Source organism: Pseudomonas psychrophila, assembly GCF_001043005.1.
Lineage (GTDB): Bacteria > Pseudomonadota > Gammaproteobacteria > Pseudomonadales > Pseudomonadaceae > Aquipseudomonas > Aquipseudomonas psychrophila.
The window spans coordinates 500,955-514,986 of sequence record NZ_JYKZ01000002.1 but is presented as its reverse complement, the minus strand read 5'-3'; the positions used below and the strand labels follow the sequence as shown (position 1 = coordinate 514,986).

The following is a 14,032-nucleotide window of genomic DNA, read 5'->3' as shown; positions in this document are numbered from 1 at the left end:
TCACCATGAGCATTACCCAAATTTCGCAACACCGAAAATCGGGGCAGGAGTCTTCTGCCGATGTGGCCGTCCCACGCCAGGCACGTCTTGAAAATGTGGCGGAGCAGTTCGAGGCCATGTTCTTGCAGCAGATCCTCAAGCAAATGCGCAAGGCGGGCGATGTGTTGTCCGAGGGCAGCCCATTGCGCAGCCGCCAGGGCGACACCTTGCGTGAGTTCCACGACGAAGCGCTGGCCGAAAAGCTGGCCGGCCATCGCAAAACCGGGATTGCCGACATGCTGGTCAAGCAGCTGTCTCCGGGCATGCCGTCCACATCCCCCGCGGCCCCGGCCCAGAGCGGGCAATGTGGCGCGCCTGTGGCACCGGCTGGCCTGCTGGCAGCCAACAAGGCGCTGACCCATGTGCGGGCAGCCCACCATGATTTGCCGTCTGCTGCCCCGAAACCACAGAGGGTCGACAGCTTGCTGGCACCCATCGTCAACACCTGGCAGCGCGGTATCGACAGCCTTGGCAAGGGGGCTGCCGGGTTGGTGGCGCTGGTGGAAAAAGTCATTCAGCACGAGTCGGGCGGGCGGGTTGCGGTGGTCTCGCCCAAGGGCGCCCGTGGCTTGATGCAACTGATGCCGGGAACGGCCCGGGAAATGGCCCAGGAGTTGAACCTGCACTACAGCGAGCAGCGCCTGACCCGTGATGGCGAGTACAACAAGCAATTGGGTACGGCGTATCTGGACAAACTGCTCAAGCGCTATGACGGCGCTACGGCGCTGGCGGTGGCGGCGTACAACGCCGGGCCCGGGCGTGTGGATGAGTGGCTCAAGAGCAATGGCGACCCGCGCAAGGGCACGATCAGTGTCAGTCAGTGGGTCGAGCGTATTCCATTCAAAGAAACCCGCAACTACACCCGTTCGATTCTGGCCGACCTTGGCCAGACCGGTGTGTCGCCGAGGGCGCCGTCTGCTACTTCGCGCAGCGGGCCTATTGATGACCTGGTATTTAAGCCGGGCGCCGTTCCGGTCGCCTCAAGCACACAGGACCTCACTTCCACCGTCAGCCGTGCAGCCGAACTTCGTTCACCGGCCTTTGCCCAGAACATGCGGGTTGCGCGCAAGGAGATTGAAACATGAGCCTCATGGGCCAGATCGGATATTCCGGAGTATCGGCGGCGCAAGTCGCCCTGAACGCGGCAGCGCAGAACATTGCCAACATCCGCACCCCGGGCTACAGCCGCTTGACCGTCCAGACGGGTTCGGTCGGCGGGCAGGGCCAGGAGGTGGGTGGCGGGGTCAACGTGATCGGCGTCAAGCGCATAAGCGACAACTTCAAGACTCAGCAGCTGTGGCGTGCCACCACCGACATGAACTACTACCAGGCCGGTCAGGACTACTTCAGCTCGCTTGAAGGCGTGATGTCGGGCGAGGGCTCCAACCTGAGTACCGGGCTCAACAACTTTTATGCCGCCCTGAGCGCCGCTAGCAGCAGCCCCGGCGATATCCCGTTGCGCCAGCAGATCCTGTCCGAGATGAAAAATCTCACCCAGCGCTTCAACGGGCTCAACAGCACTATCGACAATCAGCTCAAGGCCCTGCATGAGCAACGCTCGGCGATGGGCACCGAAATTAACGGCCTGAGCAATAACCTGGCGCTGCTCAACCAGAAAATCGTGCAGGCCGAATCCACCGGCGCCGACAGTTCTGCACTGCGTGATCACCGCGAATCCCTGGTGGGCGAGCTGAGCAAGTACGCAGATGTGCGTGTCAGCGAAAGCAGCGACGGCTCCCTGACCGTCTCCTTCGCCAACGGCCAGCCGCTGGTCAGCGGCAAAACCGCGGGCCAGTTGTCGATCACCCTCAACGCTGCGGGTGAACAGGAAGTGGCGCTGAATTTTTCTGGTACCCGTTTCCCGTTGCGTCAGGACACCCTGGGCGGCGCGTTCGGCGGGCTCTACAACGCCGAGTACAACAACTTGCTGCCGGCCCGTGAAAGCCTCAAGGAAATGGCCGGGGCGCTGGCTACCCTGGTCAATGACACCCTTGCGACCGGTTTTGACCTCAATGGCAACCCGGGCAACCCGCTGCTGACGTTCGACCCCAACAGCAGCAACGGCCTGCTGCAAATGAATAACGTCAAGCCCGAGGAACTGGCGCTGTCTGGCGTTGCGGGCGAGAGCGGCAACAACCAGGTGCTGCTGGACCTGATCGAACTGAAAAACACCAAGGTCACGGTGGGCGGCAACTCGGTGACCTTGAGCGAAGCCTACAGCGGCATGCTGGGGGATGTGGCCAGTGCCAGCCGACAGAACCAGGCCGACCTCAAGTCCGCTATCACCGTCACCGAGCAGGCCCAGAGCCAGCGCGACAGCGTGAGTGCGGTGAGTGATACCGAGGAAGCCCAGGCAGTGATGGATTACAACAAGGCTCTGCAGGCCAATATGAAGGTCATTCAGACCGCCAACAGTATTTTCGACACCATTCTGGCGGCTGTTTGAAGCCCGGCACCCCGACTTGAGTAAAGGCCCACGACCATGCGAGTGACCAACGTACAAACCTCTGCCCTGATGCACGCCAACATGAACCGCAACGCCGAGGCGATTGGCAAGTTGCAGGCGCAAATCGGCAGCGGCCTGCGCATCCAGAGGCCCTCGGACGACCCGATTGCCAACGCCCGACTGATGCGCATCGAACGCGAGCAGGCCAGCCTGGGGCAATACAACCTCAATATCGGCCGGGTATCGGACAACCTGATGGTGCAGGAGACCTATTTGAAGTCCGGCTCCGACGCCATGCTCAGCGTGCGCGATCTGCTGCTGTGGGCGGGTAACGACAGCAACAGCGGCGAGGATCTCTCGGCTATTGCCGATGAAATGTCGAGCCTGGAACACAGCATCATGAGTTACTTCAACGCCAAGGATGAAGCGGGCAACTACATGTTTTCCGGCACGCTCAGCGACACCCAGGCGGTGACCTTTGACCCGGCCAGCGGCATCTATAGCGTCACTGGCAACGACCAGCACCGTCAGGCGGTCGTGGGCAATGGCGTGATGATCGATGACAACGTGACGGCCAGGGAAATACTGGGCCCCAATGCCGACCTGCTGAACACTCTGCACAGCCTGGTCGACAGCCTCAAGACCGCGCCCAACGACCCGGCCACCCGCCAACAACTCAAGGACACGCTGGACACCCTGGACCAGACCCACGGCCGCGTGCTCGGCGGGCTGACCGAACTGGGCGGGCGCCAGAACACCCTGACCCTGCTGGGCAACGGCAACGCCGATGTGTCGCTGGCCAACCAGAAAGTCCAGGGCGATCTGTCGCAGCTGGACCTGGGCGCTGCGTTCCTGCAGGTCAGTGGCTACGAGCTTTCAATGCAGGCCAGCCAGAAGGTCTACACCCGCGTGGCCGCCATTTCCTTGTTTGACCTGATGTAACCCAGAACCGGAACACCCGACATGAAAGTTGTAAACGAACGCACGGCCATTGCCTCTTATGACTTGGGCATGCGCACTCAGGCCCAGCAGCGCGATAGCGTGCCCCAGCAACGTGTGCGCAATGCCAAGCCGCCCGAATTGGCCAGCGTGCAGCGCCAGCCGGGGAAAATGGCCGGGCTGAGCCTGCAGTTGAACCAGCAGTCTTCTTCGATTCAGGCCGCGCATCTGTACCTGACCCAGGTGACCGAACACCTGAGCAGTTTCAAGCGCGATCTTGGCCGCAGCCTTAATGGCCCGGCCAAGAGCGGACTGGATGGCGAAACCCTGTCCCGTTCAGTCAAGCGCCTCAACGACCTGCTGGAGAACCGCAGCCGGTTATCGGCCTCCAGTGTCGATGCCCAGTTGGGCCTTAACCTGGACCAGCCGCTGCGCAGCCGTTTCAGCATTCAGGGGCTGGAATCGCTGAACGCCGTGCAGGCCTCGGGCAGTGAGACCCTGCTGTTCAGTGCCGGACGGCACATGCCGGGGCCGATTGCCGTGGTGCTGGACGATGACATGAACGAGCGCCAGATCCTGCGCCGCTTCAACACCAGCCTGGCCCAGGCCGGGCTGCATGCCGAGGTCAACGACGAAGCGAAATTGCGTTTCTCGGCTACCGAGTCGCAATGGGGCAAGCTCAAGGGCCAGATGTCGATCCAGGGTGAAGACAAACTCTTCGCCCGGGCCAGTTTTACCCCGGTGCACAGCAAGGAGGAAAACCTGCTGGGCGCACCCTTGATTGCGCCCAAAGGTACGGGCCGGGCCGAGCTGCGACAGTTGATGGCCACGGTGGACAAAGGGCTGGTGCGGGTCAACGGGGTGATTGAGCAACTCAACCAGCGCCAGGGGCATGTCAGGGAGCAGATCGGTCGCCACGAAAGCAAGGACGAAAAGCGCTGGGCCCACGACTTTGCCGGTCGTGTGTTCGAGCGCGAAGGGGGGCAGGGCAGTGACTACCTGAAAGTGGCGCAACTGGTGCAATGCCAGGCCAATGTGTCGCGGCACCGGGTGGTCGGGTTGATGGGCTGAGCCTCTAGCCAGGAGGCTGCTCAAGCAGTGAGCGGGCGTATGCGGCCGTCATGGTCTGCCAGGTTTTTGGATCGGCAGGAATCAGATGCTCGATGCGCAAAGACGTCACCGTGATGTCGAGCGGCATGCCGAATGTGGTGAACGTTGACATGAAATTCAGCTCGCCGTGGGGGGAGCGGATACGGGTCAACACCAGCGGTGGCAGCTCATTGCTCACGGCTGAGCAGGACGGCGGGGCATCGAGGTTTTGCAGCAGTTCGGCCAGGAGCGGGTTGTCCAGCGCCTCGCGGGTTGCCCGTTGCCAGGCAATGCTGCGGATTTGCTCGGGGTTGATCAAGTGGTCGCCGAGGCCGCCGGGTTGCAGCAGGGTGGTCAGCAGATTCAAGCCCTGCGTAGCGTCGGTAGGCAGCCCCAGCAGATCGAACAGCACTTGGGTGCTGGCATTGGCTGCCAGCACTTCCCAGTGGCTGCCCAGCACAATCGCCGGAGCAGGATTATTGGCGTGCAGCACATGGGTGATGGCGTCGCGCACGGCGTCCATTGCCGGGGAGGACAGCGGGGTGGTTTCGTAGCGAGGTGCGTAACCGGACGCCAGGAACAGGCTGTTGCACTGCTCCAGCGGGACCTCCAGGGCCATCAGCAAGTTGTGCAGAGTGCCGGGGCCGGGGCGGGCCCGTCCGGTTTCAATGCAACTCAAATGGCGCTGGGAAATGCCCGTGATCAAGGCCAGCTCCAGCTGGCTCAACCTGGCTTGACGACGAAGCAAACGTAACTGCGGGCCGGCGGTTGTCGGGGCAGTGGTGCGGGGAAAGGATTGGCTGTTCATGCGTCAACTCTGGCACTGGTAAAGGTCTGAGTCCATGACCTGCGAGGTCATTGCGGGTGAGGCAAAAGTATCACTAACGTGGCTGCACCTTATCGCCCACTGTTATCCCGGGAAACCACATGAACAGACCTTATTTGGCACTCGCCACTTTACTGGGCTTCTCTGCCTACACGGCCTACACGATGTGGCAGGCGGATCAGTCCCTTGTCGAGTTCGGTCTGGGGCTGATGTCTAGCCCTGACACGGCTCAGGTGGTGATTGATCTTTATGTGCTCGCGGCCCTGGCCTGTGTCTGGATGTACCGGGATGCACGCGCCAAAGGGCGATCGTTGGGGGCTGTGCTGCCTTACATGGTGGTGACGGCCGTTTTCGTGTCCGTGGGGCCACTGCTGTACATCGTGGTTAACGGGTTTCGCCCGGCCATTGAGAAACGAATGTAGCTTTTAACACTTAAGCCTTGTCTGGATTAAATTTAAACCCGCAGAATGCTGGCATAACAAAAGCATGCAGTGGAACAGATGAGGTGACGTTTTGTTGAGTGGTGATAAAAGCTCGGTCGAGCTGAATTGGAATGAAGTCTGGGGAGGCTTCAAACAGCTATTGCCCATTTCTCTGTTTGTGGTGGTCTTTGGCGTTGCGTTTGGTCTTGCTGCCGCGCAGACAGGGCTGGACGACAGCGCGAGCCTGCTCATGAGCGCCCTGGTGTTTGCCGGTGCCTCGCAGTTCGCGGCACTGGACCTGTGGGGTGCGCAGGTGCCCGTTGTGCCATTGATCGTGACGGTGTTTGCGATCAATGCGCGGCACCTTTTGATGGGGGCGACCTTGTATCCCTGGCTGCGCGAGCTTCCCACCGCCAAGCGTTACGGCGTGATGCTGGTGATCTCGGACGCCAACTGGGCGATGTCGATGCAGGCATTCAACAGCGGCAAGTCAGGCATAGGCCTGATTCTGGGCGGCGGTATTGCCCTGTGGGCGGCATGGGTGCTGGGCAGTTGGCTGGGCGTGTACTTTGGCAGTGATATCAAGGACCCGGTCAGTCTGGGTCTGGACATGGTGATGGGCTGCTTTCTGCTGGCCATGGTGGTCGGAGGGCAAAAGAACCTGCGCATGCTGGTCATCTGGAGTGTGGCAGCCGCCTCGTCACTGCTGGCGCACAGGTACTTGCCTGAAAATAGCCATGTGGTGGTCGGGGCTCTGGCGGGTGGCGTTCTTGGCGCTGTGTGGATGGAGAAGAAAAAGTGAGCATTGATAGCGCAGGTTACGGCACATTAATCATCATTTTGATCATGGCCGTGGTCACTTTGGTCACGCGCCTGGGGGGCGTTTTCGTAATGTCCTTCGTCCCCATCAACTACCGTGTGCAGCAGTTTATCAGCGCCATGTCGGGCTCAGTGTTGGTCGCGCTGCTGGCGCCGCTGGCACTTAACGGTGACAACGGCGCACGACTTGCCTTGCTCACCACTGGAGTGGTGATGCTGGTGCTCAAGAAACCACTGCCCGCAATTGCGGCGGGCGTTGTAGCAGCGGCAGTGTTCAGGCATCTCTGAAGGCCGGATGAAAAAGTCGACCCGAGGGTTGGGTCGACTTTTCAGAACACCCGGCCCTCATCCTGGCGCTTTTAAATTGAGCGCTGGTTCACGCGCTCGGTAAGTTCGTGCGCCGACTCTTTGCGCTCCGAGTAGCGGTCAACCAGATCCGGGCGATCGCGCAGCAACGCTGTGAATTTCACCAGCTCTTCCATGACATCGACGACGCGGTCATATAACGCCGACGGTTTCATCCGGTTGCGTTCGTCAAACTCCAGATATGCCTTGGGCACTGAAGACTGATTGGGGATGGTGAACATCCGCATCCAGCGTCCCAGCACGCGCAGTTGGTTGACCACGTTAAACGACTGCGACCCCCCGCAGACTTGCATCACCGCGAGGGTTTTGCCCTGGGTCGGGCGAACAGCCCCCAAGGCCAGCGGCACCCAGTCGATTTGCGCCTTGAACACGGCGGACATCGCACCATGTCGCTCGGGCGAGCACCACACCTGTCCTTCAGACCACTGCATCAGCTCCAGCAGTTCCTGGACTTTTGGATGGTCGTTCGGCGCGTCATCCGGCAGTGGCAGGCCCGAGGGGTTGAAGATCCGTGTCTGGGCGCCGAAATGTTCGAGCAACCTGGCGGCTTCTTCGACAAGCAGGCGGCTGAACGAGCGTTCGCGCGTCGAACCGTACAGCAGCAGGATGCGCGGTTTATGCCGGCCGTCGTGGTCACTGGGTTTGGCATCAACCAACGAGGTGTCGAGATTGGGCAGCGAGTCGATCATGGTGGCTCCGGTTACAGGGTGCTGATGCGGTCGAGTTCGTATTTCAGGGTCGCGGCATCAAGTTGGGCAAAGGGCAGGGCGAGGAATGCCCGGCAGCGTGTTTCGATACGCGCCAGGGTGGCGTGAAACGCAGCAGTCACGGCCGCGTCGTCGCCCTTGACCTCGGAGGGGTCTTCCAGTCCCCAATGAGCTTTGAGGGCCGGCCCGAAGTACACAGGGCAGGCCTCACCGGCGGCCTTGTCGCAGACGGTTATGACAATGTCCGGCGGGTTGTTCTGGAAGGCGTCATTGCCTTTGCTGCTCAAGCCGTCGATAGCGATTCCGGCTTCGAGCAAGGTGGTCAGGCTGCGGGGCAAAACCTGGCCCTTGGGAAAGCTGCCTGCACTGACAGCCTGGAAGCCTTGCGGTGCCAGATGGTTGAACATGGCTTCGGACAAGATGCTGCGACAGCTGTTGGCGGTACACATAAACAGAACGCGCACGGTATTCCCTCTTTTCAACGGCACTAAACGCTCAGGCGCAAGGCCAGGGCACACAAGGTGACCAGCAGGATTGGCAGGGTCAGGATCACCCCGGTCTTGAAGTAATAACCCCAGGTAATGCGGATGCCCTTGCGTGCCAGGACATGCAGCCAGAGCAGCGTGGCGAGGCTGCCAATGGGGGTGATTTTAGGGCCCAGGTCGGAGCCGATGACGTTGGCGTAGATCATGGCCTCGCGTATTACGCCGCTGGCTTGCGTGTCTTGGATCGAGAGCGCCCCCAGCAATACCGCAGGCATGTTGTTCATGACCGAAGACAATAACGCCGCGAGCAGCCCGGTACTCAAAGTCGCGCCCCAGAGGCCGAATTCGGCCATGTGGTTCAGGGCCATGGTGAGGTAAGTAGTCAGGCCTGCATTTTTCATCCCGTACACCACCAGGTACATACCCAGGGAGAACGTCACCACCTGCCAAGGGGCTTCGCGCAGCACGCGCCGGGTGGAAATGATGTGGCCCCGGGCAGCAACAGCGAACAGCAGGGCAGCGCACACGGCCGCAATTACACTGACCGGAATGCCCATTGGCTCCAGTGCAAACAGGCCTGTGAGCAGCAGGACCAATACGGCCCAGCCGACATAAAAAGTCAGCGGGTCGCGTATGGCCTCGCGTGGCTCTGGCAGGTCATCCAGGGCGTAGTGCCGAGGAATGTCACGCCGGAAAAAACCGTACAGCACCAACAGCGTGCAGGCCACGGAGACGACGTTGACCGGCACCATGACCGATGCGTATTCACTGAAGCCAAGGCCGAAATAGTCTGCCGAAACGATGTTGACCAGGTTCGACACCACCAGCGGCAGGCTCGCCGTATCGGCAATGAACCCGGCAGCCATGACAAAGGCCAGGGTAGAGGCAGCAGAGAAGCGTAAGGCGAGCAGTATGGAAATGACGATGGGGGTCAGGATCAGGGCGGCCCCGTCATTGGCAAACAGGGCGGATACCACGGCGCCCAGCAGCACGGTAAACACGAACAGGCGACGACCGTCGCCTTTGGCCCAGCGCGCCACATGCAGTGCTGCCCACTGAAAGAAACCTGCCTCGTCGAGCAGCAGGCTGATGATGATCACTGCGATAAACGTAGCGGTGGCATTCCAGACAATGGCCCATACCAGCGCAATGTCCTGGAACGTTACAGCCCCTGCAATCAGCGCCAGTCCAGCGCCCAAGGATGCGCTCCAGCCGACACCCAGCCCTTTGGGTTGCCAGATCACCAGTACCAGAGTCAGTAAAAAAATCGCGAATGCTATGAGCATGGGATGTCTCGACAGGTGCCGGGTCAGCAGCAAGCAGTGGTATTGAGCGGGCGGTCGCCCATGGCATGAAGACGAACGCTGTTTTGTTCAAGCCAGTGGGCGTTGGCGGTCAGGGTTGTATCAATAACGCTGCGCACCCAGTCCGGCAGTTCAGGATTGAGCCGGTAATACACCCACTGACCCTGGCGACGGTCGAGCAGCAGCCCGCAACCGCGCAGCTGAGCCAGATGGCGGGAGATTTTTGGCTGACTGTCATCCAGCGCGCAGACCAGTTCACAGACGCATAACTCCCCCTCGCGGGCGATCAGCAAGGTGGCCCGTACCCGTGTTTCATCGGACAGGCATTTGAACAGTGCGGCGGGATTGAGCATGGGGGATGGCTCTATACATATGGTTATCCGAATATACGGATAACCATATGTGATGGCAAGCGTGACCTCAACTGTTGGAGCGAGCCTGCTCGCGAGGGTCATTAACGATTGTGCGACCTTTTGCTCCTGCCGAGGTGGTGCAGGCGCTTTACCCCGGCGGCCTCACCACGCATCATGTGCCGCCAGCATCCATGTCCACGGTGCCGGGTATTTGTGGTTAAAAGGAACTGACGTTGAACGAACACACTTTGTCCATGCGCCTGGAGCGCGTGGCGGCTCATATGCCGGCAGGTGCACGCCTGGCTGATATTGGCTCTGATCATGGGTATCTGCCGGTGGCGTTGATGCGCCGTGGAGCCATCGCGGCGGCAGTGGCAGGGGAAGTGGCGCAGACCCCATTCCACGCCGCAGTACGCACGGTGCGCGATAACGGTCTGGAGCAGCAGATCACCGTGCGTCAGGCCAACGGTCTGGCGGCGATCGAGGCGGCAGACGAAATCACCGCGATCAGTATTTGCGGCATGGGCGGCGAGACCATTCGCGACATCCTGGAGAGTGGCAAGGCACGCCTGAGTGGCCGGGAGCGGTTGATCCTGCAACCTAATGGCGGCGAGCAACCCTTGCGCCAGTGGCTGATGGAAAACAACTACCGCATCCTGTGCGAAGAGCTGCTGCGGGAAAACGGCTTCTACTACGAAATCATCGTTGCCGAGCGCGCCGGGCCGGTGCTTTACACCGCCGAAGAACTGTACTTCGGACCTTTGCAAATGCAGGCGCGCAGTCCTGTATTTCTGGGCAAGTGGCAACGCATGCTGCTCGAAAAGCAAAAGGTGCTGGCCAGCTTTGCCCGGGCGCGGCAGGCCGTGCCCGAAGACAAGGTGCAGGAAATCGACCAGCAGGCCCGCTGGATTACCCGGTTGCTGGCATAGCCTCGGCCAGTCGAGCTCAAACCATCGTTCGCAGCCATGCCAGCAACTGTGCTTGAGGGCTGTCGGCAATCAACGGCCGGGGCGACAGCAGACAGTAACGTGAGCCGTCCTCGACGAAGCCCGCTGGCGCAGTCAGTACACCGCTGTCCAGATCGTCGCGCACCAGATGCCAAGGGCCGATGGCCACGCCCAGGCCAGCCACGGCCGCCTGCAAGCTGAAATAGAAGTGTTCGAAAGTCTGTCCCGGTGCCTCAGGCAAGGTCAGGCCTGTAGCCGTGGCCCATTCCTGCCAGGCGCCCGGCCGTGTGCGGGTGTGCAGCCGGGGGGCTTCGCCCCGCTGCTCCGGGCTACCGTTCTGCGTAGAAAACCAGTGGGCTGCTTTGTCCGGGCGACACACGGGGCCGATTTTTTCCGCAAACAATGGCTCTGCGTGGTATCCGTCGGCCCAGGGGAAATCGTCACGGCGGATGGCCAGATCGATGTCATTGGCGAAGCTGAACGGTCCTCCGCCAGCGACCAGATGCACGTCGATGCCCGGATGCCGGGCCTGGAAGTCAGGCCAGCGCGGAATCAGCCAGCGCATCAGCAGCGTAGGCTCGCAGGACAGCACCCAGGCCCGTTTCTGGCGCGCGTTGGCGCGCAACGTGTCGATGGCCTGTGCCATCAGCCCCAGACCATCGCCTACAGCCTTCGCCAGCAAGCGGCCCGCATCCGTGAGAAACACCCGGCGGCTGCGACGTTCGAACAGCTCCACACCCAGCTCGTCTTCGAGCAAGCGTACGGCGCGGCTGACTGCGCCGGGGGTCAGGTGTAGCTCGCTGGCGGCACGGCTGAAATTCTCCTGACGCGCTGCGGCCTCAAAACAACGCAAGGCCAGCAGGGATGGCAGTCGCCCATGCGTGAGTGGTGAGTCAGACTCACTATTGTTGTCAGATATCATCGTTATTCATCTGCAGTCGGTGCCAATAGCATGGCGTCTGTTCGTTAACTATCGACAGGATACGTCATGACCGAATTGATAGCTGTAATCACAATAACCCTGCTTGCGATCATCAGTCCGGGGCCGGACTTTGCAATGGTCACACGTAACAGTTTGCTGCTGTCGCGCCGCGCCGGGGTGCTGACTGCACTGGGCATAGGTCTGGGGGTGCTGGTGCATGTGACCTACACCCTGCTGGGCGTGGGCCTGCTGATCCAGAAGTCGCCCTGGCTGTTCAGCACGCTCAAGCTGGTGGGCGCGATTTACTTGATTTATCTCGGTGTGAAGATGCTGCGGACCAAGCCCCGTGGCGGGCAAGCCGAAAGCCCGGCGGCACCGCTGTCGGATCTGGCGGCGCTGCGCACGGGCTTTCTCACCAATGCACTCAACCCGAAAACCACACTGTTTACTGTCAGTTTGTTCATGCAGGTGGTGCAGCCCGATACATCGCTGGCGGTGCAGATTGGCTATGGCGCTTTTATATCAGTGGCGCACGTGGTTTGGTTCGCTTTGGTTGCACTGTGTTTCTCTACTGGGTCGGTACAGGGGCGGTTGCTCGCCGTGCGTCACTGGATCGACCGCGCTTTCGGGGGGCTGCTGGTGGGATTTGGGGTCTTGCTCGCGGTTGTGCGCTGATCAGGTGAAATGTCTTTCCCTGAAACGGTTATTTTCACCTGCCTGAATCCCAGGAATCTTCGCAGGAGCTGTACAAAAGTCGGTGACAAATAATAAGATGAGAAGAATTATCATTTAGATCAAGCGAATCTCACATGTCTCACGACAGGATCGTCTCGCCCGTCGAGCAGTTGTATGCGAATCATCATGGTTGGCTGCGGGGCTGGCTGCATCGGCGATTGAGGCACAGTGCCGATGCCGAGGACCTGGCTCACGACACGTTTATCCGTGTACTGCGTTCAAAGCACGATGCTCAGGCACTGCGCCAACCCATGGCGTTTCTTGCAACGATTGCCAATGGCCTGCTGATCAACCGCTGGCGGCGTCAGGCAATCGAGCGGGCTTACCTTGAGGCCCTGGCTGCCCGGCCAGCAGGCGAGGAGCCTTCTCCCGAAGACCGCTACCTGACGATCGAAACCCTGTTGCAACTCGATTCGCTGCTGATCGGATTAACTGCCCGGGTCCGGCAGATTTTCTTTTTGTCCCAACTCGATGGCTTGACCTATCCGCAGATCGCCGCGCAGTTGAGCTTGAGCGTGGCCCAAGTGCAGAGGGCCATGGGCAAGGCGTTCAGTGTCTGCTACGCGAGCCGTTTCGAATGAGCGGTGTTTCAGTTAATCCCCGTGTCCGTGATACGGCCATCGACTGGATCGTCCGCATGCAGTCCGGGCTCATGAGTGCAACTGATCAGTTGGCGTTGCAGCAATGGCGCCAGGCGAGCGCCGAGCATGAACATGCCTGGCAACGTGTCAGTAGCCTGCCGCTGTTGATGCAGCCCGGGGCCGCTCTTTTATCCGATGCAACGGCGCGCAGGGCGCTTGAATCTGCCGGCACAGACCCTCGGCGCCGCAGGCAGGTACTCAAGTGCTTGTTGGCACTGGGGCTGTTTGGCGGGGTTTCCTGGCAAGGCGCTCAGTCCACCGTTATGCGAACAGCTCTGGCCACTTACCGCACCTCCACCGGCGAGCGTCGTCAGTGGCGGCTGGCCGACGGCACGTCGTTATGGTTGAACACCGCCAGTGCGGCCAACGTGGATTGGCAGGCAGACCGTCGCCATGTGCAGTTGATCGAAGGCGAACTGGCTCTGAATGTGGAGGCCAAGTCAGGTTCGGTGCAACTGGTCACCCCCGATGCCGTGCTGTATGGCCGTGGGGCTAATCTGCTGGTGCGCCATGATCGCCTGGGCACTCAGGTCACGGTGTTGCGTGGCCTGGTACAGGTGAACTCGCGTCACAACCGGACACCCTTACTGCTTGAGGCCGGTTGGCGAACGCGGGTGGATGCTCAGGGTCTCCACCCGGCAAGCCTCACTGATGTGTTCATGGCCCAGGCGTGGCTGCGTGGCATTTTACCGGCTGAGCGCATGCGTCTGGATGTTCTGCTGGCCGAACTGTCACGCTACAGGCCCGGAATTTTGCGCTGCAGCGAACAGGTTGCGGGTTTGCGCGTGACTGGCAGTTTTCAGCTCGACGACACCGATGCGGCGCTGGCGTTGGTGGCCCATGCGTTACCGGTACGCATCGAGCGCCGGACCCGCTATTGGGTCACCGTGGTACCGGTCTGAAATTATTTTTTGTGCAGCGCGATAGTTTTTTGAATCTGGCGGGGCCTTCAGGAATAACCCACCGAAACAGGTGGGTCTTCACCTTCAGGA

General features: G+C 60.7%; 17 protein-coding genes. 11 read left to right on the top strand and 6 right to left on the bottom strand.

Going from position 1 to position 14,032, the window contains the following annotated elements:
- The first annotated feature begins 5 nt into the window (after positions 1 to 5).
- The 4 genes from TU76_RS08515 to TU76_RS08500 are packed head-to-tail and all read left to right on the top strand — an operon-like array spanning position 6 to position 4,495.
- A complete protein-coding gene (locus TU76_RS08515; RefSeq protein ID WP_048351451.1) occupies positions 6 to 1,124 on the top strand; it encodes a lytic transglycosylase domain-containing protein in 1,119 nt (372 codons plus the stop codon).
- Complete coding sequence (flgK, locus tag TU76_RS08510) at positions 1,121 to 2,485, top strand: flagellar hook-associated protein FlgK (RefSeq protein WP_048351450.1); 1,365 nt, start codon at positions 1,121 to 1,123, stop codon at positions 2,483 to 2,485. The genes TU76_RS08515 and flgK overlap by 4 nt, the downstream gene beginning before the upstream one ends.
- A 36-nt stretch (positions 2,486 to 2,521) precedes the next feature.
- Positions 2,522 to 3,427 carry a flagellar hook-associated protein FlgL gene (flgL, locus tag TU76_RS08505; protein WP_019825507.1) on the top strand — a complete coding sequence of 302 codons (906 nt, stop codon included), beginning with the start codon at positions 2,522 to 2,524 and terminating at the stop codon, positions 3,425 to 3,427.
- A gap of 21 nt (positions 3,428 to 3,448) precedes the next feature.
- The gene (locus TU76_RS08500) at positions 3,449 to 4,495 is read left to right on the top strand and encodes a hypothetical protein (RefSeq protein WP_048351449.1); all 1,047 of its coding nucleotides are present in this window, start codon (positions 3,449 to 3,451) and stop codon (positions 4,493 to 4,495) included.
- A gap of 4 nt (positions 4,496 to 4,499) precedes the next feature.
- Here the strand turns inward: TU76_RS08500 and TU76_RS08495 are convergent, their stop codons facing one another.
- Complete coding sequence (locus TU76_RS08495) at positions 4,500 to 5,321, bottom strand: helix-turn-helix domain-containing protein (RefSeq protein WP_048351448.1); 822 nt, start codon at positions 5,319 to 5,321, stop codon at positions 4,500 to 4,502.
- Positions 5,322 to 5,440: 119 nt separating this feature from the next.
- Between TU76_RS08495 and TU76_RS08490 the strand changes: the two genes are divergently transcribed.
- The 3 genes from TU76_RS08490 to TU76_RS08480 all read left to right on the top strand — a co-directional run bounded on the left by TU76_RS08490 (position 5,441) and on the right by TU76_RS08480 (position 6,868).
- Positions 5,441 to 5,761: a hypothetical protein gene (locus tag TU76_RS08490; protein WP_037032280.1), complete on the top strand. Its 321-nt coding sequence runs from the start codon at positions 5,441 to 5,443 to the stop codon at positions 5,759 to 5,761.
- Between the two features lie 91 nt (positions 5,762 to 5,852).
- Positions 5,853 to 6,563, top strand: coding sequence for an AzlC family ABC transporter permease (locus TU76_RS08485; protein ID WP_019825513.1), 711 nt, complete (start codon positions 5,853 to 5,855; stop codon positions 6,561 to 6,563).
- Positions 6,560 to 6,868 (top strand): AzlD family protein, encoded by a 309-nt coding sequence (locus TU76_RS08480; RefSeq protein WP_048351447.1) that lies wholly within the window; start codon positions 6,560 to 6,562, stop codon positions 6,866 to 6,868. Before TU76_RS08485 ends, TU76_RS08480 begins: the two co-directional genes overlap by 4 nt.
- A gap of 71 nt (positions 6,869 to 6,939) precedes the next feature.
- Here the strand turns inward: TU76_RS08480 and arsH are convergent, their stop codons facing one another.
- From arsH to TU76_RS08460, 4 genes are read right to left on the bottom strand one after another with little or no spacing between them, the layout of a single operon-like run.
- Positions 6,940 to 7,635, bottom strand: coding sequence for an arsenical resistance protein ArsH (gene arsH, locus TU76_RS08475; RefSeq protein ID WP_019825517.1), 696 nt, complete (start codon positions 7,633 to 7,635; stop codon positions 6,940 to 6,942).
- Between the two features lie 11 nt (positions 7,636 to 7,646).
- Positions 7,647 to 8,117, bottom strand: a complete 471-nt coding sequence (locus TU76_RS08470; protein ID WP_019825519.1) for an arsenate reductase ArsC — start codon at positions 8,115 to 8,117, stop codon at positions 7,647 to 7,649.
- A 23-nt stretch (positions 8,118 to 8,140) separates the two neighbouring features.
- The gene (locus TU76_RS08465) at positions 8,141 to 9,424 is read right to left on the bottom strand and encodes an arsenic transporter (protein ID WP_048351446.1); all 1,284 of its coding nucleotides are present in this window, start codon (positions 9,422 to 9,424) and stop codon (positions 8,141 to 8,143) included.
- Positions 9,425 to 9,447: 23 nt separating this feature from the next.
- Positions 9,448 to 9,795 (bottom strand): metalloregulator ArsR/SmtB family transcription factor, encoded by a 348-nt coding sequence (locus TU76_RS08460; RefSeq protein ID WP_019825523.1) that lies wholly within the window; start codon positions 9,793 to 9,795, stop codon positions 9,448 to 9,450.
- A 233-nt stretch (positions 9,796 to 10,028) separates the two neighbouring features.
- On the opposite strand from TU76_RS08460, the gene TU76_RS08455 reads away from it, so the two are divergent.
- On the top strand, positions 10,029 to 10,724 hold the full coding sequence (locus TU76_RS08455) for a tRNA (adenine(22)-N(1))-methyltransferase (protein WP_048351445.1): 696 nt from the start codon (positions 10,029 to 10,031) through the stop codon (positions 10,722 to 10,724).
- A 16-nt stretch (positions 10,725 to 10,740) separates the two neighbouring features.
- Here the strand turns inward: TU76_RS08455 and TU76_RS08450 are convergent, their stop codons facing one another.
- Positions 10,741 to 11,664, bottom strand: coding sequence for a LysR family transcriptional regulator (locus tag TU76_RS08450; protein WP_048351444.1), 924 nt, complete (start codon positions 11,662 to 11,664; stop codon positions 10,741 to 10,743).
- A gap of 66 nt (positions 11,665 to 11,730) precedes the next feature.
- Between TU76_RS08450 and TU76_RS08445 the strand changes: the two genes are divergently transcribed.
- From TU76_RS08445 to TU76_RS08435, 3 genes are all read left to right on the top strand, one after another.
- Positions 11,731 to 12,339 (top strand): LysE family translocator, encoded by a 609-nt coding sequence (locus TU76_RS08445; RefSeq protein ID WP_048351443.1) that lies wholly within the window; start codon positions 11,731 to 11,733, stop codon positions 12,337 to 12,339.
- A gap of 134 nt (positions 12,340 to 12,473) precedes the next feature.
- Positions 12,474 to 12,980 carry a sigma-70 family RNA polymerase sigma factor gene (locus TU76_RS08440; RefSeq protein WP_019825530.1) on the top strand — a complete coding sequence of 169 codons (507 nt, stop codon included), beginning with the start codon at positions 12,474 to 12,476 and terminating at the stop codon, positions 12,978 to 12,980.
- Positions 12,977 to 13,942, top strand: a complete 966-nt coding sequence (locus TU76_RS08435; protein ID WP_048351442.1) for a FecR domain-containing protein — start codon at positions 12,977 to 12,979, stop codon at positions 13,940 to 13,942. The genes TU76_RS08440 and TU76_RS08435 overlap by 4 nt, the downstream gene beginning before the upstream one ends.
- Positions 13,943 to 14,032: the final 90 nt, after the last annotated feature.